The organism is Oceanimonas marisflavi (genome assembly GCF_003049725.1).
Classification (GTDB): Bacteria; Pseudomonadota; Gammaproteobacteria; order Enterobacterales; family Aeromonadaceae; genus Oceanimonas; species Oceanimonas marisflavi.
Map to the genome: position 1 here is coordinate 1 of NZ_QAGM01000029.1, position 22,204 is coordinate 22,204.

The following is a 22,204-nucleotide window of genomic DNA, read 5'->3' on the forward strand; positions in this document are numbered from 1 at the left end:
TTACCGCTCGACTTGCATGTGTTAGGCCTGCCGCCAGCGTTCAATCTGAGCCATGATCAAACTCTTCAATTAAAGATTTGATGCTCAATGAATATCTGAATTGCTGCTATTACTAGTGCACTTCACAAATCATTGAAAAACAATATTTTTTGTTTCTCAATCGACTGCGAGTGCCCACACAGTTTGCTTGATACTAATTTTTAAAGAGCGATGCTCTGCAGCTCAAGGCTGCTTAAAGAGCGTTGACCGCTTTCGCTGGTCAGGGCTGCGTATTTTACGCAATCCTTTTTGTTCGTCAAGCGTTGCTTTGAACTTTATGTCGTTCGCTTTCAACCCTTGTGACCGTTGGCGTGTTCCGCCGTGTCAGTGAGGGCGCATTATAGGGATCCGCGATTTTTGCGCAAGGGCTTTTTTGACAAAAATATGACTCTCGGCACCGAATGTTCATTAACCCAGCAAAATCACATGTTAACCACAGAGTTATGCACAAATCAGTGCATTGTATGGTTATTTTGATTGATTTTATCCAGCCTCAGCTGGTCAAAACCCAGTACCTCGCCGCCATATTGACTGGCAAAGGCGTCGGCCACGGCTCTGTCACCAAAACTGGCCAGAGTCGGCCCCATGGCGCCGGTCTGACTGGAACCCACTACATACCAGGCGCTTTCGGCATTAATAAAATGTTCGTCATCGGGCTGGTCCCAGGGAACCTTGCTCATGTCATGTACCCACATTTGCTGACGGGCATGGCGGTTTTCAGGCTCCAGCGCCCAGTTCAGCAGATCCCGGGTGGAGCAGAACTTATGAACCTCTTCCACGCCCTGCTCATAGGCTTCACCCTTGGGCCCGGAAAACTGGCTGATCACCATGCCGCACAAATGACACTCGTCTCCCCGCTCGATGGCTACGGCCTGCCGTGCCAGCACATTTGTATCCTGCTCTCCACACCCGGTCAGCAACAGGGCCGCCAGCATCAATCCGACTATTCGCATGCTTATATCCTTGTCAGTGAACGTTGAAACAGAAAACGGGCCAGCCCCACCAGGGCTGTCAGCCACACCAGCAGGCAGGCCAGCAGCCCGGCCGAGCCCAAGGCCAGCCCACTGCTTGCGGCCATGACCCCGGTTTTGACGTCACTGTCCGACAGCAGCTCCAAATTGAAGATACGGAAGACATCCGCCGGGTTAAGCAGCATCAGGTAGGGCAAGGAAGCAAAGTCGAGTTGGTCCGGCAACCCCACCAGCAGACCCAGCATCAGCAGATCGAACACCACCACAAAAAAGAACCAGAGCAGCAGCGAGGCACCGGCCGCCCTGCCCTTTTCACTGACCCAGGCGCTGAGAACGTATGCCATGGCCAGAAAGATCCAGCCCAGCAGAATGGCGGAGAGGATCAGGGCGCCGAACAACCGGGCTACCAGTACAGCATCGAGTCCATCGGTAAACAGCAGCAGGGTCAGGGCGGCGCTGCCAAACCCCAGCCCGGTGGCTGCCGCCAGCATCAGCGCCTGGCCGGCGAATTTGCCGGTCAGCAGTTGCCCTGGGCTGAGCGGATAGGTCATCAGCAATAACAAGGTGCCTCGCTCCGCCTCACCAATAAGGGCATCGTGGCCCAGCATCAGGGCAATCAACGGCAATATCACCACCGCCAGACTGGCCAGACTGGCCAGAGTGGATTCAATGGAGGTAAAGCCCACCAGGCCGGAGGCGACACCGCCAAAGTAGGCCAGCCCCACCGCCATGGCCCACAGCACAAGGGCAATGGCCAGTATCCAGCGGTTGCGAATGCCATCCAGCCATTCCTTACGGGCAATGATCAGCAATGTGCGCATCGGCGGCTCCGTAGCAGATATGTTGATACAGTTCAGGCAGATTGGGTTGCTGCCAGTGAAATTGCTCTATGTCGGGCAGACTGCAGATCACTTCTGCCAGAACCCGCTGTCCGGTGGCGTCCGTTTGCAGCACCAGCTGTTGCTCATTCGCGTCGGTCACCAGTCCGTGAAAACGCTCAGGGAGCGCAGGTAACAACTCTTTTCCTTTTAACGTCAGGGTCACCGGCAAACGGGACTCGGCACGCAAGGCATCGAGACTGCCCGACGCCAGCAGACGCCCCTGCCCCATTACCGCCACTCTGTCGAGGTAAGGCTCAACGCCCGCCAGCACATGGGAGCACAGCACAATGGCGCAGCCCTGCCGGCGCAGTTCGTCGATTTGCTCATAAAAGTGGTGAGTCGCCACCGGATCCAACCCTACAGTGGGTTCATCCAGTAGCAGCACTTTGGGTTGTCCCAGCAGGGCCTGAGCCAGACCCAGCCGCTGCCGCATGCCCTTGGAATAGGTTTTTACCCGGCGGTAAGCGGCCTCGGCCAGCCCCAGCCGCTCCAGCAGCGCCATGCCCTGAGCCGGCGCCATGCCCTTGAGCCTGGCCAGATAGGTGATTACCTCGGCCCCGCTGAGCTGATCGTAAAAACTGACGTTTTCCTGCAAAAAACCCAGGTGCCGGCGCAGCTCGCGAAAATCACTGCTTGCCGGATCCTGATCCATCACTCGTACTTCGCCGTCATCGGGCTGCAGCAAACCAAGGATCAGCTTGATGGTGGTGGTCTTGCCGGCGCCGTTATGGCCCAGCAGCCCCAGCACCTCGCCGGGCTGAACCTCCAGCGAGATGCGTTTCAGTACTTCACGACCGGCAAAGCACTTAATGACCTGCCGCAAGCGAATAATGCTCATCATGCCTCCCTTCGGCCATGGTGTCCGGCAATGCCATTAACGGGTAAGAGTCGGTGACGCCCGGCCCCCGGAATACCGGAAACTGTTGTTGTATCCAGCGCAGCAGGCTGACCACGGGCGCATTGAGCAGCCAGCGAGCCGCCGGATATTGCCACAAGACCCTGTCCATGCCGTCGTTGGGCTCATAAGGAACGTCCCCCAGGCCGTTCTGATCCAGATCCCAGCCCAGATAATCGCTCCAGTAGTTTCCCCGGCCATCCCGGGACCACTCCTGAGGCCGGTTGGAGACATAACGCACCTGAGTGCGGTTGCCCACCAGGGCATTGCCAAAAATCTGGTTCTGCTCCGAGCCGGCGGTCATGTGCAGACCCAGATCACTGTGAGCCAGCCAGTTGTCGCTGATCTCGTTACCCACCGCCTGATAGGCAAACATGGCCTTGCCCTCGGCTCCCCTGGGGTTAATCAGCCGGCTGTTGGACCGTACACCACTGACCCGGTTGCCGCTGATGGTGGAGTAGGTGATGTAGTTCATCAGAATGCCGTAGTTCTCATCCTGCTCAGAGACATTCCCGGTGACCGTCAGCTGCCGGGACTGCATAAGCGCGTAGCCGGTGCGGGTATGCTCAGTGACGTTCCCGGAGACTTCGTTATTGTTGGAATACATATAGTGAATGCCGTAGCGCAGCTTGCTCATGCGATTGCCCATCAGGCGGTTGTGATGGCTGTAATTGATATAAATGCCGTCGCGAACCCGGCGAATGCGGTTGTGTGCCACCAGACTGTCGCCCACATCAAAGAGATGAATGCCGTTGCCCCTGTCCTGAGAGCGCAGCGAGGTGTCCCCTTCAATATCGTTATGGTGCAGGTACAGCCGCTTTGCACTTTCGGCCCAGATGCCAAAACCGGGGCCGTTAAACTGCACTCGGGCCACTTCGGTATCACTGGCCTTGCCACTGATAAAAATGCCCGCGTCCAGTGCGCCCAAATCCGCGCCCCAGTTGCGAATGGCCAGATCAAACACGCGAATACCGGGCGCATTCAGAAAAAGGCCATGGCCCTTGCCGCCGGCGTCGATGACGGCACCGGCTTCCCCTTTCAGGGTCAGGGTTTGGGACAGGCGTAAAGCCGGGTAGATACCCGGCTCCAGGATCACTGTTTCCCCCGCCGCCACCTGATCGAGGGCGGCAACGGAGGCCGGCGTCAGCCGCATCTCCGCCGCCTCCGACCCGGCCACCAACAGCAGCAACCATAGCCAACGCTTGACCATGACGGACCTTACGCCGGCTCAACCAGCATGCGACCCACCATTTCCATGTGCAGGGCGTGACAGAACCAGTTGCAGTAGTACCAGTGCACCCCGGGCTTGTCGGCAATAAAGGTCACCGACGAGGTCTGCTGGGGGCTGATCTCCATGCTCACACCATGGTTCACCATGCAGAAGCCGTGACTCACATCCTCAATCATGTCCAGGTTGGTGACGGTCACAGTGACTTCATCCCCCTGCTTCACGGTAAACTCGGTCAGACCGTAGTTGGGAGCCACCGAGGTCATGTACACCCTCACCTTGTTGCCATCGCGGATCACCTTGTTATCCCGCTCCAGAGTCACGCCGTCTGCTTTCGCCATGGCCACGGTCTCTGCAAAGAAGGGATCATTACGCTCCCAGATCTTTTTGGGACTCAGTACATCGCGACGCACCAGAATACAGTCGTGAGGCTCGGCATAGGTGGGACCGTCGTGCACCAGCTTCATTTCCTCGCCGGAAATATCGATCAGCTGGTCATTTTCCGCATGCAGCGGGCCCACCGGCAGGAAGCGATCCTTGGAGAACTTGCACAGCACCACCAGCCATTTGCCATCCGCATCCCGGGCTTCGGTATGAGAGGCATGGTTGTGGCCGGGCTGGTACTGCACATCCAGCTTCTGGCGAATATAGTCCACGTCTTCGCCGTTATAGGCCCTGACGGCATCCGCCATGTTCCACTTCACCACCTGACTGTCGATAAACAGTGTGGTGTAGGCATTGCCACGACCGTCAAAGGTGGTGTGCAGCGGCCCCAGGCCCAGCTCAGGCTCGGCGGCGATCACCGCCCTCGGATCGTCAAACTTGTCGTTAAACAGATCCTCCAGCTTGTCGATTTCGATCATCGACACGGTCGGCGACAGCTTGCCGTTGGCGATAAAATACTTGCCGTCCGGCGAGGTGTTTAGGCCGTGAGGGTTCTTGGGCACAGGCACATAACGGGTCAGTTTGGAGCCCTTGCGACCGTCCAGCACCGGCACTTTGGCGTCCCCGAGGGTAACGAAGTCACCGGCCTTGATCGCCGCTTCAATACGGGGAATGTTAAATACCGTTACCCAGTCACGCTCCTCGCGCATCATGCCACCCAGGGTGGTGGCGCCTTCCGAGTTGTAACAGGTGGCGGCGGCATACCTGCCGGTGTAGCAGGCGTCGGTGTTGTCCAGGTTGCCGTCCACCATTACCTGAAACGCCACCTCCATGGTCTCGGCATCCACGGCGTTGAACATGGTGTACTGCTCGGCGGCGTCCAGGTTTTTCAGATTGCTGCCGTCATTGGGATGGGGAATGATAAATTCGGCGTTGCAGAACACATATTTGGTGTGCGGTACCTTCTGCAACCGCAGGCCGTGAATGGCCTGCACATTGGGAATGGTGACCATCTTGTCGCACTTCATGATATCGAGCCGAATGCGCGCCACCCGGGTATTGGCCTTGTCGTTGATAAACAGATACTTGCCGTCGTACTTGCCATCGGTCATGGAAATATGAGGGTGGTGGCAGTCGCCATTTAGATACTTGCTGCTGTCACCCATAATGCGCCGGCTTTCATTGGTAATGCCCCAGCCGGTGGCCGAGTCCACGTTAAACACCGGAATGCGCATGATTTCACGCATGGAAGGCACGCCCAGTACCCGCACCTCGCCCTGATGGCCACCACTCCAGAAGCCGTAATACTCATCCAGCTCACCGGGGGCCACATTGCCAGTCTGGCCGGTGGCCGCCAGTGCCGGCGATGACGCCAGACTCAGGCCGCCGCCGGCCGCCGCCGTGGCCAGCAGGGCGGACGATCCGCCCAGAAACAGGCGCCGGCTCAGTTTGACGTGTTCGCTCGGCTCTTGATGCTTGTCATTCTTACTCATTCGACTCTCCTTGTGGTGTTGTGGCACCCACATTGGTGACCTTGATTCGGGCGGCTTCCCGCTCCAGTTCACGACGACGGCGATTCTTCGCCTTCATCACCAGTGGCGGGCACTTTCGCTCGTTAAAGTAGGTGATCTGACAATCCAGACAGTAGTGACACTCGTTGGCATTGATGCGGCCGTCCGGGTGAATGGCCTGCACTTCACATTCCTTGGCGCAAAGCTGGCAGGGGTTGCCGCATTCGTGGCGGCGCTTGAGCCAGTCAAACAACCGCAGCCGGGCCGGCACCGCCAGCGCCGCGCCCAGAGGGCACACATAGCGGCAATAGGCCTTGCGTAAAAAGAGGGAAATCACCACCCAGCTCAGGGCATAGGCCACATAGCCCCACTCCCGCATAAAGCGCAATGTCATGGCGGTTTTAAAGGGCTCGACTTCCGCCGCCTGCTCGGCCAGGGCCAGAGACTGCAGCGACAGACCAAACAGACCCAGTAAAATCAGGTATTTAAGCGCCCACAGCCGCTCATGAACAGCAAAGGGCACGGTAAATTGTTTGATCTTCAGCTTGCGCGCCGCCTCGTTCACCAGCTCCTGCAGGGCGCCAAACGGGCACAGCCAGCCGCAGAAGATGCCCCTGCCCCACAGCAGCAGGGTCAGGGCCACAAAGCTCCACAGAATAAACATCATGGGATCGAGCAGAAACGACGACCACTGAAAGCCGCTGAACAGCGCATGCAAAAAGGTAAAGACGTTGACCACCGACAGCTGGGCCAGGCTGTACCAGCCGATAAAGAACAGAGTAAAACACAGATAACCGATACGTACCCGGTGCATCAGGGCCGGATGCTGCACCAGCCAGTCCTGCAGAAACAGTATGATCATCAGCACCGCCAGGCCGGTGAGCAGCACCACTATCTGCACCTGCTTCATTTGCCACAGGCTGATCCACAGCGGGGTTTCTTCTTCCAGGGCCAAATCGGAAGCTGAGGGAACTTCCGGTGCCGGCAGGCTCAGATAGGCTTCAGGCAGCCGGTAATCGGCATAAAAGCTGGCAAATTCACTGTCCAGCGCGCCCACCTGACGGCGCACCATCAGCTCAAACTGCCAGGGCTGACTCAAATCCAGGGCGCCGTCGCGGGCGATAAAAATCGCCAGCTCACCAAAGCGGGGCGTGTTTTCAGCCTTGAGATCCGACGGGGCCAGGCGGTAGTAGTCCATATCCCGAAAGGCAATTTCTTCCGGCCCCTGCCAGGCCCGTACCCGGTCGAAAATGCCACCACGTACAAAGCCATTGCCGCGAAAGCTGTAATCACTGTTGGCCACCACCAGAATGGGCTGGTCATTCGGTCCAAGATCGGCCAGCAACTTGTCGTACCGGGTCTGGCCCAGCAGGTTGATACCGGCCTCGGCCGGCCGCAGCGGCGCAAAATACAGATCCATAAAGGCCGTATCAGGGTTTTCAGAAGGCTTGTGTGAGGCGGCACGGGTGCCGGCAAAGGCGCTTTCCACTTCACCTTCAGTCAGCACAAGGGAACGGATCAGTTGCTGCTCTTTAAGGGTCTGCCAGCTGCGCGGCTGCCAGTCTGTTATCAGGATGGCCGCCTCGGCAGCAGGCGCGGCGGTTACCCTCTGTCCTTGTGCCAGCGCCTGGTGGGCAGCACGCAGGGCGCGCATTACCGTCTGGTTGATCACCATCACGGTCACGGTCGCGCCGGTAACGCCGTCCACCGAGTGAATGTCATCCCGGCGGGACAGGCCCACCTGCACCCGCTCATTAAACCCGACTCCCTCATACTGGCTGACAAAGGCGGTGAGTTTGCTCTCGGGAATACCTATCAGCAGTATGGGCTCGTGGTGCTCCACCACCAGGCTGTGCTCCAGCCGGCCCTGCTCGTCCATGGCCAGCAACATCTCCACCGGTTTGCCGGAATAGGCGGAAATATCGGCAAACTGCCGGGTAAGAAAGGCATAGCGGGTGCTATCGCCACTGGTGATTTGCCAGCCGGCAAAGGGCTGCTCAATGGCGCTGATGGTGGAGTCGGGGTACCAGTCTGCCAGCCGCTGCTCGGGAACGGGACTTTCTGCGGCAAGTACCAGACTCACGCACAATCCCCACAGAGAAAACAGCCGGAAAAACAATGACATCACGCCACCAAAAGTTGCATTCCATTTGCTTAATAATAACCACACACAAGTCGCTCCGGCTTGATCCAGATCAGTGATGGTTCAAAGGTATAGCAGAAGGGTGGGATTCAGGTGGGAATTACAGAAAAGAAAAAGCCGGGCGAACCCGGCTTTTGATTTTTACTCTTCAGAAGCAGCTGCTTCTTGCGCTTCAACGTCGCGACCTACCAGCTCAATGTAAGCCATAGGGGCGTTGTCGCCAGCGCGGAAACCGCACTTCAGGATGCGGGTGTAACCACCCGGACGCTCCTGATAGCGGGGTCCCAGTTCGTTGAACAGTTTGCCAACTACTTCGCTGTCGCGAGTGCGGGCAAATGCCAGGCGACGGTTAGCAACGCTGTCGCTCTTGGCCAGTGTGATCAGAGGTTCAACCACACGACGCAGCTCTTTTGCCTTGGGCAGAGTCGTCTTGATAACTTCATGACGAACCAAGGAGCTGGCCATGTTGCGGAACATGGCCTGACGGTGGCTGCTGTTCCGGTTCAGTTGACGACCACTCTTACGATGGCGCATGACCTAATCCTTCCTAACTAAATCGGTAAAACCCGTGATCCGGTTTATTCATCAGCGATGCTGGCAGGCGGCCAGTTCTCCAGGCGCATGCCCAGAGACAGACCACGAGACGCCAACACGTCTTTAATCTCGGTAAGAGATTTTTTACCCAGGTTGGGAGTCTTCAACAACTCCACCTCGGTACGCTGTACCAGATCACCAATGTAATGGATCGCTTCTGCCTTCAGACAGTTCGCAGAGCGAACTGTCAGTTCCAGATCGTCGACAGGACGCAGCAGGATAGGATCGAACTCAGGCTTGTCTTCTTTCTCTTCAGGCTCGCTGACGTCACGCAGATCCACGAAGGCTTCCAGCTGTTCGGCCATGATGGTGGCCGCACGGCGGATGGCTTCTTCCGGATCCAGAGTGCCGTTGGTCTCCATGTCGATAACCAGCTTGTCCAGGTCGGTACGCTGTTCAACACGGGCCGCCTCTACATTGTAGGCGATACGAACCACGGGGCTGTAAGCCGCATCCAGCAACAGGCGGCCAATCGGACGCTCGTCGTCTTCGCTGTGTGCACGGGCGGAGGCGGGTACATAGCCACGGCCACGCTGCACTTTCAGACGCATGCTGATGTCGGCGTCGTCCCCGGTCAGATGACAGATGACGTGCTCTGGGTTAACGATCTCGACGTCATCACCATGGGTGATGTCGCCTGCAGTTACGGGACCTGCACCAGTTTTGGTCAGTGACAGGGTAACCTCGTCCTTGCCTTCCAGCTTGATGGCAACCTCTTTGAGGTTGAGCAGGATTTCCAGAATGTCTTCCTGGACACCTTCCTTGCTGCTGTACTCGTGCAGCACACCGTCGAGTTCAACTTCGGTGATGGCACAGCCAGGCATGGAAGAAAGCAGAATACGACGCAGCGCATTACCCAATGTATGACCAAAGCCACGCTCCAGCGGCTCGAGAGTCACTTTGGCATGAGTCTGGCTGATCTGTTCAATATCAACCAGACGCGGCTTAAGAAAATCTGTTACAGAACCCTGCATTGTGTCCTCTCTTAGAAGCCAGCTTTACTTGGAGTAAAGCTCGACGATCAGCTGTTCGTTAATCTCGGCAGACAGGTCGCTACGCTCAGGCAGGCGCTTGTAGGTGCCTTGCATGTTGGTAGCGTCAACTTCTACCCAAGTCGGCTTTTCACGTTGACCGGACAGCTCCAGGGAAGCTTTGATCCGGGCTTGCTTCTTGGCCTTCTCGCGAACGCTGACTACGTCTTCGGGAGAAACTTGGAAGGAAGGAATGTTAACAACCTGACCGTTTACCAGGATGGCCTTGTGGCTCACCAGCTGGCGAGACTCGGCGCGGGTAGCACCAAAGCCCATGCGGTATACGACGTTGTCCAGACGACCTTCCAGCAGCTGCAGCAGGTTCTCACCAGTGTTGCCTTTCAGGCGCGCAGCTTCTTTGTAATAGTTGCGGAACTGCTTTTCCAGCACGCCGTAGATACGACGAACTTTTTGCTTTTCACGCAGCTGTACACCGTAATCAGACAGACGGGGCTTGCGAGCGCCGTGCTGACCGGGTGCGGTATCAATTTTACACTTTGAATCGATCGCGCGAACACCTGACTTCAGGAAGAGGTCAGTGCCCTCGCGACGGCTCAGTTTGAGCTTGGGACCCAGATATCTTGCCATGTTCTTTCTCCAACTATCCTACAAGAAGCGTTATACGCGACGCTTCTTGGGAGGACGACAACCGTTGTGCGGGATGGGAGTCACATCGGTGATGTTGGTGATGCGGAAACCCGCAGCATTCAACGCACGGATGGATGACTCGCGGCCCGGACCCGGACCTTTAACCATTACTTCCAGGTTCTTGACGCCGTATTCCTTGGCAATTTCACCGGCACGCTCGGCAGCTACCTGAGCCGCGAACGGGGTGGACTTGCGGGAACCACGGAAACCTGAACCACCGGCAGTTGCCCAGGACAGAGCATTACCCTGACGGTCGGTGATGGTTACGATGGTGTTGTTGAAAGAAGCATGAACGTGGGCGATACCGTCGCTCACCTGCTTTTTGACGCGCTTGCGAGCGCTACGAGCCGGAGTTTTAGCCATGATCTACCTTCCCGTTATTTCTTGATCGGTTTACGAGGACCTTTGCGCGTACGAGCATTGGTCTTGGTGCGCTGACCGCGAACGGGGAGGCTGCGACGATGACGCAGGCCACGGTAACAACCCAGGTCCATCAGACGCTTGATGTTCATGGAAACTTCGCGGCGCAGGTCACCTTCAACGGTGAACTTGGCCACTTGCTCACGCAGAGATTCTACCTGAGCTTCATCCAATTCTTTAATTTTCACATTCTCGGCGATACCGGCTGCGGCACAGATGGCCTTGGAGCGGGTACGACCGACGCCATAAATAGCGGTCAAAGCGATGACGGCATGTTTATGGTCAGGAATGTTAATGCCAGCGATACGGGCCACTATGCACTCCTACATATTAACGAATAAAAAGCCATTACAAAGCCCGTCGAGGATACGTAATGGCTGAACTTTTCACCTAACGAAGGTGGCTGGCTACTTTAGCCAGCCTGCCTTCAATTTTCAAGCTAAACCGTAACTTTTTTAGCCTTAACCCTGACGCTGCTTGTGCTTGGGGTCAGAGGTGCAGATCACGCGAATCACGCCGTGACGCTTGATGATCTTGCAGTTACGGCAAATAGCCTTAACGGAAGCACGGACTTTCATTGCTTAACTCCGTAAATAACCGAACCTTAACGGTTGTAGCCCTTCAGGTTCGCTTTTCTCAGGACATCGCCATACTGATGAGACATCATGTGGGTTTGCACCTGAGCCATGAAATCCATGATGACGACCACAATAATTAACAGCGAGGTTCCGCCAAAGTAAAACTGGACGTTCCAGGCTGTCATCAGGAACTGTGGAACCAGACAGATAAAGGTAATGTACAGGGCACCGACCAGGGTCAGGCGAGTCATTACTTTATCAATGTAGCGCGCTGTCTGTTCACCCGGGCGAATACCCGGAATGAAGGCACCGCTCTTCTTCAGGTTGTCTGCCGTCTCGCGCGGATTGAACACCAGCGCGGTATAGAAGAAACAGAAGAAGATGATGGCAGCGGCATACAACATTACGTACAGCGGCTGGCCGGGTTGCAGCGTGAGCGACAGCTCCTGCAGCAGGTTGGCAAACCACCCTTCGCCCTGACCGAACCATGAGGCCACGGTACCCGGGAAAAGAATAATGCTGGATGCAAAAATCGCTGGAATAACCCCCGCCATGTTCACTTTCAGGGGCAGGTGTGTACTCTGTGCCGCGAACACCTGGCGGCCTTGTTGACGCTTGGCGTAGTTCACCACAATGCGGCGCTGGCCACGTTCAACAAATACCACAAAGTAAGTCACAGCAAACACGATCACGGCCAGCAGCAACAGCAACAGAATGTGCAATTCCCCCTGACGCGCCTGCTCTGCCGTGGCACCGATGGCCGAAGGCAGGCCGGCAACAATACCCGTGAAAATAATCAACGAGATACCATTACCAATGCCTCGTTCGGTAATCTGCTCACCCAGCCACATGAGAAACATGGTGCCGGTGACCAGGCTCACCACTGCCGTAAAGTAAAATGCAAGACCCGGATTAATCACCAGGCCCGGCATCATGTTCGGCAGACCGGTGGCAATACCGATGGCCTGAATGGTGCCCAGAACCAGCGTACCATACCGGGTATACTGACTGATTTTGCGGCGACCCGCTTCACCTTCCTTCTTGAGCTCAGCCAAGGGAGGGTGAACCACAGTCAGCAGCTGAATGATAATGGACGCAGAAATATACGGCATTATCCCCAGCGCCAGTATGGACGCTCGTTCCAGGGCGCCACCACTGAACATGTTGAACATTTCAATGATGGTACCCTGTTGTTGCTGGAACAAGTCGGCAAGTACGGCGGCGTCAATACCAGGAATAGGCACGTAGGAGCCGGCGCGGAACACGACAATCGCGATCAGAACGAAAAGCAGACGGCTTTTCAGTTCACTCAGCCCGCCCTGTGCGTTTTTAGCTTCTAATCCTGGTTTCTTGGCCATAGTACTTATTATTCCTCGATTTTACCGCCGGCGGCTTCAATGGCAGCACGGGCACCTTTGGTGACACCCAGGCCGACCACAGTCACTTGACGGTCAATGGTACCGGACAGTACAACCTTGGCAAACTGGATGTTCTTGGTCAGAACGCCAGCCTGCTTCAGGGTGTTCAGATCCACCACGTCGCCTTCAACTTTCGCCAGTTCACTCAGACGAACTTCAGCACTGACCAGAGACTTGCGCGAAGTAAAACCAAACTTCGGCAGACGCTGTTTCAGCGGCATCTGACCGCCTTCAAAACCGTTGCGAACCTTACCACCGGAACGGGACTTCTGACCCTTGTGGCCGCGGCCGCCGGTCTTGCCCAGACCGGAACCGATACCACGGCCTACGCGCTTGGCGGAAGGCTTGGAGCCGGCGGCAGGAGACAGAGTATTCAAACGCATGCGATTACTCCTCTACCTTAACCATGTAGTAAACCTGGTTGATCATACCGCGTACACAAGCTGTGTCTTCCAGCTCTACGGTGTGACCAATGCGACGCAGACCGAGGCCACGCAGCGTTGCCTTGTGCTTAGGCAGACGGCCGATGGAGCTGCGGGTCTGAGTAACTTTTACAGTCTTGTTAGCCATGGCGCATTACCCCAGAATTTCGTCAACGCTCAGACCACGCTTGGCAGCGACTTGCTCGGGCGACTTCATATGAGCCAGAGCGTCGATGGTAGCGCGAACGACGTTGTTCGGGTTGGTGGAACCGTAGGTCTTGGCCAGTACGTTGTGCACGCCGGCTACTTCCAGAACGGCGCGCATGGCACCACCGGCGATGATACCGGTACCTTCGGAAGCAGGCTGCATGTACACGTTGGAGCCAGAGTGACGACCCTTGACCGGGTGGAACAGGGTGCCGTTGTTCAGGCCAACGGTACGCATGTTGCGACGAGCCTGTTCCATCGCCTTTTGAATGGCGGCGGGTACTTCACGGGCCTTGCCGTAACCAAAACCAACGCGACCGTTACCATCACCTACCACAGTCAGTGCGGTGAAGGAGAAGATACGACCACCTTTTACAACTTTTGATACACGGTTTACTGCAATAAGCTTTTCTTGCAGTTCACCGGCTTGAGCTTCGATTTTTGCCATTTTCGACTCCACCCTTAGAACTGAAGACCAGCTTCACGGGCAGCAGCAGCCAGAGCGGCTACACGACCGTGATATTGGAAACCGGAACGGTCAAAAGCGACCTCTTTAACACCTTTCTCGAGCGCACGCTCAGCGATGATTTTACCGATCAGCGCGGCGGCATCGATGTTACCGGTAGATTTCACCTGTTCGCGAACAGACTTCTCGACGGTAGACGCGGAAGCCAGAACAGCAGAGCTGTCCGGTGAAATAACCTGGGCATAGATGTGGCGCGGAGTACGGTGAACCACCAGGCGAGTAGCACCCAGTTCCAGCATCTTTTTGCGTGCTTTAGTAGCACGGCGGATACGAGCTGCTTTTTTGTCCATAGTGTTACCTTACTTCTTCTTAGCCTCTTTGCTGCGAACCTGCTCGCCAAAGTAGCGAACACCCTTGCCCTTGTAGGGCTCCGGCTTGCGGTACGCACGGATGTTGGCAGCAACCTGACCGATCAGCTGTTTGTCGGCAGACTTGAGAACGATCTCGGTCTGGGACGGACACTCAGCAGAAACGCCTTCAGGCAGCGCATGCTCAACCGGATGAGAGAAACCCAGAGACAGGGCAATTGCATTGCCTTTCATCTGAGCACGATAACCCACACCAACCAGCTGCAGCTTGCGTTCGAAGCCTTGGGTAACACCGATAACCATGTTGTTGACCAGAGCACGGGCAGTACCGGCTTGGGCATTGGCGCCGTCCACGTTTTCACGGGGGGCAAAGGTCAACTGGTTGTCGTTCTGGCTGATTTCAACGGCGGCATTGATGGTACGGTTCAGTGTACCCTTGCCACCCTTGATGGTGATTTCCTGACCGTTCAACGCCACTTCTACGCCGGCAGGAATTTCGATAGGTGCCTTAGCAACGCGAGACATATCTACTCCTTAAGCAACGTAGCAGATGATCTCACCACCCATACCGGCTTTACGCGCGGCACGGTCGGTCATCACACCTTGAGACGTGGAAACGATGGCCACACCCATGCCGGCCATAACCTTCGGCAGTTCGTCGCGCTTCTTGTAGATGCGCAGACCGGGGCGGCTTACACGCTGCAGCAGTTCAACCACGGGGGTGCCCTGGAAATACTTCAGAGTAACTTCCAGTTCGGCCTTGGTGTCACCGGATACAGCGTAGTCAGTGATATAACCTTCTTCTTTCAGGACCTTGGCAATCGCTACCTTGACCTTGGAGGAAGGCATGGAGACAGCAACTTTGTTGGCTGCCTGACCGTTGCGGATGCGGGTCAGCATATCCGCGATCGGATCTTGCATGCTCATTGTGTATTACTCCCGTGTTCGCTTACCAAGAAGCCTTCTTCAGGCCCGGAATTTCACCCTTCATCATCAGTTCGCGCACCTTGATGCGGCTCAGACCGAACTTCCGCAGGAAACCATGCGGACGGCCAGTGATGTTGCAGCGGTTACGCTGACGAGAGGGGCTTGCGTCACGGGGCAGTTGCTGCAGCTTGAGCACTGCATCCCAACGGTCTTCATCAGAAGTCTTGACGTCGGAAATGATGTCTTTCAGTGCCTGACGCTTGGTTGCATATTTGGCAACCAGCTTTGCGCGCTTGACTTCGCGAGCTTTCATTGATTGTTTTGCCATAACCCTACACCTTACTTACGGAATGGGAAGTCAAAGGCAGCCAGCAGAGCACGACCTTCTTCGTCTGACTGGGCAGTGGTAGTGATGGTGATATCCAGACCACGTACACGATCTACCTTGTCATAATCGATTTCAGGGAAAATGATTTGCTCACGCACGCCCATGGAGTAGTTACCACGACCATCGAACGACTTAGGGTTCAGGCCACGGAAGTCACGGATCCGGGGGATAGAGATGCAAATCAGACGCTCCAGGAACTCCCACATACGCTCGCCGCGCAGAGTTACTTTACAACCAATGGGGTAGCCTTCACGGATTTTGAAGCCAGCAACGGATTTACGAGCTTTGGTGACCAGCGGCTTTTGACCGGAAATGGCAGCCAGATCGGCAGCAGCATTGTCCAGGATCTTTTTATCAGCCAGTGCTTCACCCACACCCATGTTCAGGGTGATTTTCTCAATCCGAGGGACTTGCATGATAGACTTGTACCCGAACTGGCTCTTCAGTTCATTTACTACAGTTTCGTTGTAGTAATCATGCAGTTTCGCCATCGTATTACTCCAATTACTTCACAAGTTCGCCGGTGGATTTGAAGAAGCGGACTTTCTTGCCGTCTTCAATCCGGAAACCTACGCGATCAGCCTTGCCAGAGGCAGAGTTGAACAGCGCTACGTTAGAAACGTCAATCGGTGCTTCCTGGTCGATGATGCCACCAGCCTGACCCAGTTGGGGTACGGGCTTCTGGTGCTTCTTGACCATGTTGATACCAGAGACGATTACCTTACCTTCCTCGGTCAGGACCTGGGTGACAGTGCCACGCTTGCCCTTGTCCTTGCCGGTAAGAATGATGACTTCGTCATCGCGACGGATTTTAGCTGCCATCAAAGACTCCTTACAGTACTTCCGGTGCCAGTGAAACAATCTTCATGAACTTCTCAGTACGAAGCTCACGAGTCACCGGGCCAAAAATACGAGTACCGATCGGCTGGTGATTGTTGTTAAGAATCACGGCCGCATTACGGTCGAAACGGATGACAGAGCCGTCCGGACGACGAACGCCTTTACGGGTGCGTACGACCACCGCGTTCATTACATCACCTTTTTTAACCTTACCGCGCGGAATTGCTTCCTTAACGGTAACTTTGATGATGTCGCCGATGCCGGCATAGCGACGGTGCGAGCCACCCAGGACCTTAATACACATTACGCTGCGCGCGCCGGAGTTGTCGGCCACGTCCAGCATACTTTGCATTTGGATCATGTTAGTGCTCCGCTAAAATTACTACGTTAAAACCCCTTTCAGGGCATGTTGGCTGCCAAAGAAGGCGCGGCATTATAGCACTGCCAAATGTGAAAGGGTAGCGTAAAAAACAAACGGCCCATCGCTGGGCCGTTTGACCGGGTTAGTATATCAGAGAACGTTAGGCCTTGACCGGACGCTCAATGATTTTTACCAGGGTCCAGGACTTGGTCTTGGACAGAGGACGGCATTCGCGAATGGTCACGATATCGCCGGCCTTGCACTCGTTGTTCTCGTCATGAACGTGCAGTTTGGTAGTACGCTTGATGTACTTCCCGTAGATCGGGTGCTTCACGAAGCGGTTGATAGCCACAGTGATGGACTTGTCCATCTTGTCGCTGACTACACGGCCCTGCAGAGTACGAATGTTTTGTTCGCTCATCTTAGGCACCTGCCTTTTCATTCAGAACAGTCTTAACACGCGCGATGTCGCGACGTACCGTTTTGAGGTTGTGAGTCTGAGCCAGCTGGCCAGTGCTCGCTTGCATGCGCAGGTTGAACTGCTCACGCAGCAGGTTCAGCAGTTCCTGGTTCAGCTCTTCAACACTCTTCTCACGCAGATCTTGTGCTTTCATCACATCACCGTCCGAGTTACAAAAGTGGTTCTTACGGGCAGTTTGGCAGCAGCCAGGGCGAAGGCTTCACGAGCCAGCGCTTCCGGTACGCCATCCATTTCGTACAGAACACGACCCGGCTGGATCTGTGCTACCCAGTACTCCACGTTACCCTTACCTTTACCCATACGTACTTCCAGGGGCTTTTCGGTAATCGGCTTGTCCGGGAAGATACGAATCCAGATCTTGCCCTGACGCTTAACGTGACGAGTCATGGCACGACGGGCTGCTTCGATCTGGCGAGCAGTGATACGTCCACGAGTGGTCGCTTTCAGACCAAAGGAACCAAAGGATACCTGGTTGCCTGAGGTCGCCACACCGCGGTTACGGCCTTTGTGGACTTTACGGAATTTCGTACGTTTTGGTTGCAACATGTCCGAGTCTCCTTACTTACCGCGGCCTTTGCGCTTGGGCTTGGACGGAGCGGGTTCCTGAGCCACGGCCTGCAGGCCGCCCAGTACCTCACCCTTGAAGATCCAGACCTTCACGCCGATGATGCCGTAAGTGGTAGATGCTTCAGAAGTTGCGTAGTCGATGTCGGCACGCAGGGTGTGCAGGGGCACACGACCTTCACGGTACCATTCGGTACGCGCGATTTCAGCGCCGCCCAGACGACCGCTCACTTCTACCTTGATGCCCTTGGCGCCGATGCGCATGGCGTTCTGAACCGCGCGCTTCATGGCACGACGGAACATTACGCGGCGCTCCAGCTGGGATGCGATGGAATCGGCAACCAGCTGACCGTCAAGCTCGGGCTTGCGCACTTCGGAAATGTTGATCTGAGCAGGTACGCCAGCCAGTTTGGCGACGTGCTTGCGCAGTTTTTCAACGTCTTCGCCTTTCTTGCCGATCACCACGCCGGGACGAGCGGTGTGAATGGTCACACGGATGCTCTTGGCCGGACGCTCGATAACGACGCGAGAAACGGAGGCGTTCTTCAGTTCCTTGTTCAGGAACTGACGTACCTGAAAATCGCTGTGCAGGTTGTCAGCGAAGTCCTTGGTATTCGCAAACCAGGTCGAATTAAAAGGCTTGGTGATACCTAAGCGAATACCATTCGGGTGTACTTTCTGGCCCATTGCTTGTCTCCTAGCCTCTTAGCGGTCGGACACAACCACAGTGATGTGGCTGGTACGCTTCATGATACGGTCCGCGCGGCCCTTGGCACGAGGACGAATACGCTTCATGGTGGGACCTTCGTCAACGAAGATCTTGGTCACCTTCAGCTCATCGATATCCGCACCTTCGTTGTGCTCGGCATTAGCAATGGCAGATTCCAGTACCTTCTTGACCAGAACGGCAGCCTTCTTGGGGCTGAACGCCAGGACATTCAGTGCCTTGTCTACGGACAAGCCGCGAACTTGATCGGCTACCAGGCGCGCCTTCTGGGCAGAAGTACGAGCAAAGCGGTGTTTAGCTATAGCTTCCATCTTTTACCCCTTAACGCTTCTTGGCCTTCTTATCAGCGACATGGCCGCGATAAGTACGAGTCGGTGCAAATTCACCCAGCTTGTGACCGATCATTTCATCGGAAACGTAGACAGGTACGTGCTGACGACCATTATGGACAGCGATGGTCAAACCGATCATGTTCGGAATGATCATTGAACGACGGGACCAGGTTTTAATTGGCTTTTTATCCCCGCTTTCCACCGCTTTCTCTACCTTCTTCAGCAAGTGCAGGTCGATAAACGGACCTTTCTTGAGAGAACGTGGCATGGTGATACCTCTAAAAAACTATTACTTGTTACGGTGACGTACCACGAACTTGTCGGTACGCTTGTTTTTACGGGTCTTGGCGCCCTTGGTCGGTTTACCCCAAGGAGTAACCGGGTGACGGCCACCAGAGGTACGACCTTCACCACCACCGTGCGGGTGGTCTACCGGGTTCATCGCCACACCACGTACGGTAGGACGAACACCACGCCAGCGCTGTGCACCGGCTTTACCCAGCTGACGCAGCATGTGCTCAGCGTTGCCCACTTCACCCAGGGTGGCGCGGCACTCGGCCAGCACCTTGCGCACTTCACCGGAGCGCAGACGCAGGGTCACGTAGTTGCCTTCGCGAGCCAGGATCTGGGCGTAAGTACCGGCGGAACGGGCGATCTGCGCGCCTTTGCCAGGCTTCATTTCAATCGCGTGAACGGTGGAGCCCACGGGAATGTTGCGCATCGGCAGGCAGTTGCCGGCCTTGATCGGAGCAGCGTCACCGGACAGCAGCTGGTCGCCGGCCTGAACGCCTTTCGGGGCCAGGATGTAGCGACGCTCGCCGTCTGCGTACAGCACCAGAGCGATGTTGGCAGAACGGTTCGGATCATACTCAAGACGCTCAACCTTGGCCGGAATACCGTCCTTGTTGCGCTTGAAGTCGATGATACGGTAGTGCTGCTTGTGACCACCACCGATGTGACGGGTGGTGATGCGGCCAGCGTTGTTACGACCACCAGACTTGGACTTTTTGTCCAGCAGGGCGGCGAACGGCTTGCCTTTGTACAGTTCCGGGTTGCTGATCTTGACTACATGACGGCGACCCGGAGAAGTAGGCTTACATTTTACGATTGCCATTTTGAATTACTCCTCTCTTACTCGGCACCGCCGATGAAGTCGATGTCCTGACCTTCTTTCAGGGTCACGTAGGCCTTTTTCCAGTCGGAACGCTGGCCAACACGCATGCCGGTACGCTTGGTTTTACCCTTTACCAGCAGAGTGCGAACATCTTTTACTTCAACTTCGAACAGCTTCTCGACCGCAGCCTTTACTTCGGCTTTGGTAGCATCCTTGGCAACCTTGAACACGATGGTGTTGGTCTTTTCGGCAACCATGGTGCTTTTTTCAGAGATATGCGGCGCCTTCAGAACTTTCAGAATACGCTCTTCACGGATCATGCCAGCATCTCCTCGATTTGCTTAACTGCGTCGGCAGTTACCAGTACCTTGTCGAACGCGATCAGAGAAACCGGGTCGATACCGGCCACGTCACGCACGTCAACCTTGTACAGGTTGCGGGCGGCCAGGAACAGGTTCTCGTCCACTTCGCCGGTGATGATCAGAACGTCGTTCAGATCCCACTGCTTCAGCTTGGCAACCAGTTCTTTGGTCTTCGGCGCTTCAACACCGAACTTCTCTACCACGATCAGACGCTCTTGACGTACCAGCTCAGACAGGATGCTCTTGATGGCACCACGGTACATCTTCTTGTTGACCTTCTGGCTGTGATCCTGCGGCTTGGCCGCAAAGGTCACACCACCGGAACGCCAAATCGGAGAGCGGATGGTACCGGCACGGGCCCGGCCGGTGCCCTTCTGGCGCCACGGCTTCTTGCCGCCGCCGGACACTTCGGAACGGGTCTTCTGAGCACGAGTACCTTGACGAGCACCAGCGGCATAGGCCACAACAACCTGATGCACCAGAGCTTCGTTGAACTCACGCCCGAAGGTAGTTTCGGAAACTTCAAGAGCGCCTTGCGCGTCTTTCATTACCAATTCCATTACTATCTCCTCAGACGTTACGCTTTAACGGCAGGTTTAACGATGACGTTGCCGTTAGTCGCACCCGGGACTGCACCTTTGATGAGCAGCAGGTTACGATCAACATCAACGCGAACCACTTCCAGGTTCTGAGTGGTTACCCGCTCAGCACCCATGTGACCGGCCATTTTCTTGCCCTTGAACACGCGACCCGGAGTCTGGTTCTGACCAATAGAACCCGGAGCACGGTGAGACAGAGAGTTGCCGTGAGTCATGTCCTGAGTGCGGAAGTTCCAGCGCTTAACGGCGCCAGCGAAACCCTTACCCTTGGAAGTACCGGTAACGTCTACTTTCTTGACATCAGCAAAGATGTCGACTTTCAGCTCGGCACCCACTTCGATGCTGTCGCCTTCGCCTTCACCCAGGCGGAATTCCCACAGACCGCGGCCCGCTTCAACACCGGCTTTGGCAAAGTGGCCAGCTTCCGGCTTGGTGATGCGGTTCGCTTTCTTGGTGCCAGCGGTCACCTGGATGGCAGCATAGCCATCCTGTTCCAGTGTTTTCACCTGGGTAACACGGTTGGCATCTACTTCGATAACGGTGACCGGGATGGACACGCCGTCTTCGGTGAAGACACGGGTCATACCCAGCTTACGACCTACTAGACCGATTGCCATTGATAAAACCTCTTTCCGTTATTAGCCCAGGCTGATCTGGACGTCGACGCCAGCAGCCAGATCCAGACGCATCAGCGCATCGACAGTTTTGTCGGTGGGCTCAACGATGTCGACCAGACGCTTGTGAGTACGAATTTCGTACTGATCACGTGCATCTTTGTTCACGTGTGGAGATACCAGTACGGTGTAGCGCTCTTTGCGAGTCGGCAGCGGGATGGGACCGCGAACCTGGGCGCCGGTGCGCTTGGCAGTTTCTACGATCTCCGCAGTAGACTGGTCGATCAGACGATGATCGAACGCCTTCAGGCGGATACGAATTCTTTGGTTCTGCATTACCAGAGCTCCAATTGGATAAAGAACATAAAATCAGCACCGCCTGCTCCTTCATATGAAAGAGGGGGTGTGATTTAACAACGGTGCCCACCATATCGGGGGCCTGTAAAGAGCCAGGAGCTACCTGGCATGAACCTTTCGGTTCGCTTGGTAAAGTTAACCAAGCGAGCGGCATTATACGGTAATGGCGCTGTGTTGCAAGTCTGCTTTGTTATTTTTTAACCAGCGATAGAGTGGGGGGTGAGGTGTCTGGAGTGAGGAGGCAAGTTCTCGCTCCTACGCTCTACGTGGGAGTGTATATCCGGCTTCAAAGCCCGTATGCGTTCCCACGCAGGAGCGTGGGAACGAGATCCAA

At 55.7% G+C, this 22,204-nt stretch carries 34 protein-coding genes and 1 rRNA gene; all 35 read right to left on the minus strand.

Annotated features, from left to right (window positions below):
• Window positions 1–72 (minus strand): 16S ribosomal RNA (locus tag DA373_RS14425); the annotation flags it as partial.
• A 419-nt stretch (window positions 73–491) separates the two neighbouring features.
• Window positions 492–992: a nitrous oxide reductase accessory protein NosL gene (locus tag DA373_RS14430; RefSeq protein WP_107853004.1), complete on the minus strand. Its 501-nt coding sequence runs from the start codon at window positions 990–992 to the stop codon at window positions 492–494.
• 2 nt (window positions 993–994) lie between these two features.
• Window positions 995–1,831, minus strand: a complete 837-nt coding sequence (locus tag DA373_RS14435; RefSeq protein WP_107853005.1) for an ABC transporter permease — start codon at window positions 1,829–1,831, stop codon at window positions 995–997.
• A complete protein-coding gene (locus tag DA373_RS14440) occupies window positions 1,803–2,729 on the minus strand; it encodes an ABC transporter ATP-binding protein (RefSeq protein WP_107853006.1) in 927 nt (308 codons plus the stop codon). The genes DA373_RS14435 and DA373_RS14440 overlap by 29 nt, the downstream gene beginning before the upstream one ends.
• Window positions 2,698–3,996 (minus strand): nitrous oxide reductase family maturation protein NosD, encoded by a 1,299-nt coding sequence (locus tag DA373_RS14445; RefSeq protein ID WP_107853007.1) that lies wholly within the window; start codon window positions 3,994–3,996, stop codon window positions 2,698–2,700. The genes DA373_RS14440 and DA373_RS14445 overlap by 32 nt, the downstream gene beginning before the upstream one ends.
• An 8-nt stretch (window positions 3,997–4,004) precedes the next feature.
• A complete protein-coding gene (gene nosZ / locus DA373_RS14450) occupies window positions 4,005–5,891 on the minus strand; it encodes a TAT-dependent nitrous-oxide reductase (protein ID WP_107853008.1) in 1,887 nt (628 codons plus the stop codon).
• Window positions 5,884–7,992 carry a NosR/NirI family protein gene (locus DA373_RS14455; RefSeq protein ID WP_198650326.1) on the minus strand — a complete coding sequence of 703 codons (2,109 nt, stop codon included), beginning with the start codon at window positions 7,990–7,992 and terminating at the stop codon, window positions 5,884–5,886. The genes nosZ and DA373_RS14455 overlap by 8 nt, the downstream gene beginning before the upstream one ends.
• 201 nt (window positions 7,993–8,193) lie before the next feature.
• Window positions 8,194–8,586 (minus strand): 50S ribosomal protein L17, encoded by a 393-nt coding sequence (gene rplQ, locus DA373_RS14460; protein WP_014290658.1) that lies wholly within the window; start codon window positions 8,584–8,586, stop codon window positions 8,194–8,196.
• Window positions 8,587–8,630: 44 nt separating this feature from the next.
• Complete coding sequence (locus tag DA373_RS14465; protein ID WP_107853010.1) at window positions 8,631–9,620, minus strand: DNA-directed RNA polymerase subunit alpha; 990 nt, start codon at window positions 9,618–9,620, stop codon at window positions 8,631–8,633.
• A gap of 24 nt (window positions 9,621–9,644) precedes the next feature.
• Window positions 9,645–10,265, minus strand: a complete 621-nt coding sequence (gene rpsD, locus DA373_RS14470) for a 30S ribosomal protein S4 (protein WP_014290660.1) — start codon at window positions 10,263–10,265, stop codon at window positions 9,645–9,647.
• A gap of 30 nt (window positions 10,266–10,295) precedes the next feature.
• Window positions 10,296–10,688 (minus strand): 30S ribosomal protein S11, encoded by a 393-nt coding sequence (gene rpsK, locus DA373_RS14475; protein WP_014290661.1) that lies wholly within the window; start codon window positions 10,686–10,688, stop codon window positions 10,296–10,298.
• Window positions 10,689–10,702: 14 nt separating this feature from the next.
• Window positions 10,703–11,059: a 30S ribosomal protein S13 gene (gene rpsM, locus DA373_RS14480; protein WP_014290662.1), complete on the minus strand. Its 357-nt coding sequence runs from the start codon at window positions 11,057–11,059 to the stop codon at window positions 10,703–10,705.
• A 147-nt stretch (window positions 11,060–11,206) separates the two neighbouring features.
• Window positions 11,207–11,323 carry a 50S ribosomal protein L36 gene (rpmJ, locus tag DA373_RS14485; protein WP_014290663.1) on the minus strand — a complete coding sequence of 39 codons (117 nt, stop codon included), beginning with the start codon at window positions 11,321–11,323 and terminating at the stop codon, window positions 11,207–11,209.
• A gap of 26 nt (window positions 11,324–11,349) precedes the next feature.
• Window positions 11,350–12,681 carry a preprotein translocase subunit SecY gene (gene secY, locus DA373_RS14490; RefSeq protein ID WP_014290664.1) on the minus strand — a complete coding sequence of 444 codons (1,332 nt, stop codon included), beginning with the start codon at window positions 12,679–12,681 and terminating at the stop codon, window positions 11,350–11,352.
• Window positions 12,682–12,689: 8 nt separating this feature from the next.
• Window positions 12,690–13,124 (minus strand): 50S ribosomal protein L15, encoded by a 435-nt coding sequence (rplO, locus tag DA373_RS14495; RefSeq protein ID WP_014290665.1) that lies wholly within the window; start codon window positions 13,122–13,124, stop codon window positions 12,690–12,692.
• A 4-nt stretch (window positions 13,125–13,128) separates the two neighbouring features.
• Window positions 13,129–13,311 (minus strand): 50S ribosomal protein L30, encoded by a 183-nt coding sequence (gene rpmD / locus DA373_RS14500; protein ID WP_014290666.1) that lies wholly within the window; start codon window positions 13,309–13,311, stop codon window positions 13,129–13,131.
• 6 nt (window positions 13,312–13,317) lie between these two features.
• Window positions 13,318–13,818, minus strand: coding sequence for a 30S ribosomal protein S5 (rpsE, locus tag DA373_RS14505; RefSeq protein ID WP_094278375.1), 501 nt, complete (start codon window positions 13,816–13,818; stop codon window positions 13,318–13,320).
• Window positions 13,819–13,832: 14 nt separating this feature from the next.
• Window positions 13,833–14,186 (minus strand): 50S ribosomal protein L18, encoded by a 354-nt coding sequence (gene rplR, locus DA373_RS14510; RefSeq protein WP_094278374.1) that lies wholly within the window; start codon window positions 14,184–14,186, stop codon window positions 13,833–13,835.
• A 9-nt stretch (window positions 14,187–14,195) separates the two neighbouring features.
• Window positions 14,196–14,729 carry a 50S ribosomal protein L6 gene (gene rplF, locus DA373_RS14515; protein WP_107853011.1) on the minus strand — a complete coding sequence of 178 codons (534 nt, stop codon included), beginning with the start codon at window positions 14,727–14,729 and terminating at the stop codon, window positions 14,196–14,198.
• 9 nt (window positions 14,730–14,738) lie between these two features.
• The gene (rpsH, locus tag DA373_RS14520) at window positions 14,739–15,131 is read right to left on the minus strand and encodes a 30S ribosomal protein S8 (protein WP_107853012.1); all 393 of its coding nucleotides are present in this window, start codon (window positions 15,129–15,131) and stop codon (window positions 14,739–14,741) included.
• A 22-nt stretch (window positions 15,132–15,153) separates the two neighbouring features.
• Window positions 15,154–15,459 (minus strand): 30S ribosomal protein S14, encoded by a 306-nt coding sequence (rpsN, locus tag DA373_RS14525; protein ID WP_094201096.1) that lies wholly within the window; start codon window positions 15,457–15,459, stop codon window positions 15,154–15,156.
• An 11-nt stretch (window positions 15,460–15,470) separates the two neighbouring features.
• Window positions 15,471–16,010, minus strand: coding sequence for a 50S ribosomal protein L5 (gene rplE, locus DA373_RS14530; RefSeq protein WP_094201097.1), 540 nt, complete (start codon window positions 16,008–16,010; stop codon window positions 15,471–15,473).
• Between the two features lie 13 nt (window positions 16,011–16,023).
• Window positions 16,024–16,341 (minus strand): 50S ribosomal protein L24, encoded by a 318-nt coding sequence (gene rplX, locus DA373_RS14535; RefSeq protein ID WP_107853013.1) that lies wholly within the window; start codon window positions 16,339–16,341, stop codon window positions 16,024–16,026.
• Between the two features lie 10 nt (window positions 16,342–16,351).
• Window positions 16,352–16,720: a 50S ribosomal protein L14 gene (gene rplN, locus DA373_RS14540; RefSeq protein ID WP_107853014.1), complete on the minus strand. Its 369-nt coding sequence runs from the start codon at window positions 16,718–16,720 to the stop codon at window positions 16,352–16,354.
• A 160-nt stretch (window positions 16,721–16,880) separates the two neighbouring features.
• Complete coding sequence (gene rpsQ, locus DA373_RS14545) at window positions 16,881–17,141, minus strand: 30S ribosomal protein S17 (protein ID WP_107853015.1); 261 nt, start codon at window positions 17,139–17,141, stop codon at window positions 16,881–16,883.
• A 1-nt stretch (window position 17,142) separates the two neighbouring features.
• Window positions 17,143–17,334 carry a 50S ribosomal protein L29 gene (gene rpmC / locus DA373_RS14550; protein ID WP_094201099.1) on the minus strand — a complete coding sequence of 64 codons (192 nt, stop codon included), beginning with the start codon at window positions 17,332–17,334 and terminating at the stop codon, window positions 17,143–17,145.
• The gene (gene rplP, locus DA373_RS14555; RefSeq protein WP_014290677.1) at window positions 17,334–17,747 is read right to left on the minus strand and encodes a 50S ribosomal protein L16; all 414 of its coding nucleotides are present in this window, start codon (window positions 17,745–17,747) and stop codon (window positions 17,334–17,336) included. The genes rpmC and rplP overlap by 1 nt, the downstream gene beginning before the upstream one ends.
• A 12-nt stretch (window positions 17,748–17,759) precedes the next feature.
• Entirely contained in the window at window positions 17,760–18,452 is a 693-nt protein-coding gene (gene rpsC, locus DA373_RS14560) for a 30S ribosomal protein S3 (protein ID WP_107853016.1), read from the minus strand.
• Between the two features lie 18 nt (window positions 18,453–18,470).
• Window positions 18,471–18,803, minus strand: coding sequence for a 50S ribosomal protein L22 (gene rplV, locus DA373_RS14565; protein ID WP_014290679.1), 333 nt, complete (start codon window positions 18,801–18,803; stop codon window positions 18,471–18,473).
• 10 nt (window positions 18,804–18,813) lie between these two features.
• Complete coding sequence (gene rpsS, locus DA373_RS14570; RefSeq protein ID WP_014290680.1) at window positions 18,814–19,092, minus strand: 30S ribosomal protein S19; 279 nt, start codon at window positions 19,090–19,092, stop codon at window positions 18,814–18,816.
• Window positions 19,093–19,113: 21 nt separating this feature from the next.
• Window positions 19,114–19,938: a 50S ribosomal protein L2 gene (gene rplB, locus DA373_RS14575; RefSeq protein ID WP_107853017.1), complete on the minus strand. Its 825-nt coding sequence runs from the start codon at window positions 19,936–19,938 to the stop codon at window positions 19,114–19,116.
• A gap of 17 nt (window positions 19,939–19,955) precedes the next feature.
• On the minus strand, window positions 19,956–20,258 hold the full coding sequence (gene rplW / locus DA373_RS14580) for a 50S ribosomal protein L23 (RefSeq protein ID WP_014290682.1): 303 nt from the start codon (window positions 20,256–20,258) through the stop codon (window positions 19,956–19,958).
• Complete coding sequence (gene rplD, locus DA373_RS14585) at window positions 20,255–20,860, minus strand: 50S ribosomal protein L4 (RefSeq protein ID WP_094201101.1); 606 nt, start codon at window positions 20,858–20,860, stop codon at window positions 20,255–20,257. The genes rplW and rplD overlap by 4 nt, the downstream gene beginning before the upstream one ends.
• 17 nt (window positions 20,861–20,877) lie before the next feature.
• Window positions 20,878–21,516 carry a 50S ribosomal protein L3 gene (rplC, locus tag DA373_RS14590; protein ID WP_014290684.1) on the minus strand — a complete coding sequence of 213 codons (639 nt, stop codon included), beginning with the start codon at window positions 21,514–21,516 and terminating at the stop codon, window positions 20,878–20,880.
• A 21-nt stretch (window positions 21,517–21,537) separates the two neighbouring features.
• Window positions 21,538–21,849 (minus strand): 30S ribosomal protein S10, encoded by a 312-nt coding sequence (gene rpsJ, locus DA373_RS14595; RefSeq protein ID WP_014290685.1) that lies wholly within the window; start codon window positions 21,847–21,849, stop codon window positions 21,538–21,540.
• Window positions 21,850–22,204 lie beyond the last annotated feature (355 nt).